The organism is Clostridium tepidiprofundi DSM 19306 (genome assembly GCF_001594005.1).
Classification (GTDB): Bacteria; Bacillota; Clostridia; order Clostridiales; family Clostridiaceae; genus Clostridium_AC; species Clostridium_AC tepidiprofundi.
In genome coordinates this window covers 1-868 of sequence record NZ_LTBA01000131.1, presented here as the reverse complement: position 1 = coordinate 868, position 868 = coordinate 1, and the positions used below count along the sequence as shown (strand labels likewise).

The window sequence follows — 868 nt, the reverse complement described above, 5'->3', positions numbered from 1 at the left end:
CAACACTGAATTTATAAACGATATCAAAATATCTTTATTTTCCTCGCTACCGAACAATTTTTTAAATACGAAATCTACTTTTGGATTTAACCTACACATAAAATATCATCACCTTCCTTTACATATATTTTACCATATATATTTTATCATATCTCTGCATTAGATATAACATAAAAATTAATAAAACCGCCATTTCTGGCGGTTGGAAAATTTTACACCCCAGGGGTAATAATTTCAAAGTCGAAAAATGGCAACTTGTGTAGAAAATATTGTAATATATAATAAAATCATGTATATTAATAGTGATAAAATTGATTAGTCATTTGAAAGAAAATAACAAATGAAAAATAGACTTAGTTATTTTTTTGAAAATAACTAAGTTAAAACTTAAAAAACATCAAGAAATTCCACTATGTGTCCATGCTAAAGGTTATAACGATATTATAGAGGTAAAAAGGTGGTGAAAATCTCAAACTTAAACTTCAATTATGATACTAATAAAATATTTATCCTTTTAAAAATATATGAAAAACTTAATATTAATAAAGATGAGTTTAGTAGAAAACAAGTAACTTATAGTATCTTTGATATCAATGACATTATATCATATATAGCATAAACACATTATCGGAAAACAGCTCTAAAGAGCAAAATCTAGTTTGATCTATCTATCAAGCAAAAATTAAATGCCAAATTTTACACTTAATTACATATGATTTTTCAAAAAAAGACTAAGCATATTTTTTTTAATAATTGTTAAAAATTTTTATAATAATCTTTACTTTTTATCACCTCCATAGTACAATTTATATATCATAAATAACGTATTTGTGTACGTTTATTTAAGTAGTTAATATCTTCAATAGTT

Annotated in this window: 1 protein-coding gene; it reads right to left on the bottom strand. The window is 23.2% G+C overall.

Going from position 1 to position 868, the window contains the following annotated elements:
* On the bottom strand, positions 1-99 hold a 99-nt coding region (locus CLTEP_RS14575), incomplete at its 3' end, for a PD-(D/E)XK nuclease family transposase (protein WP_201786620.1).
* Positions 100-868 lie beyond the last annotated feature (769 nt).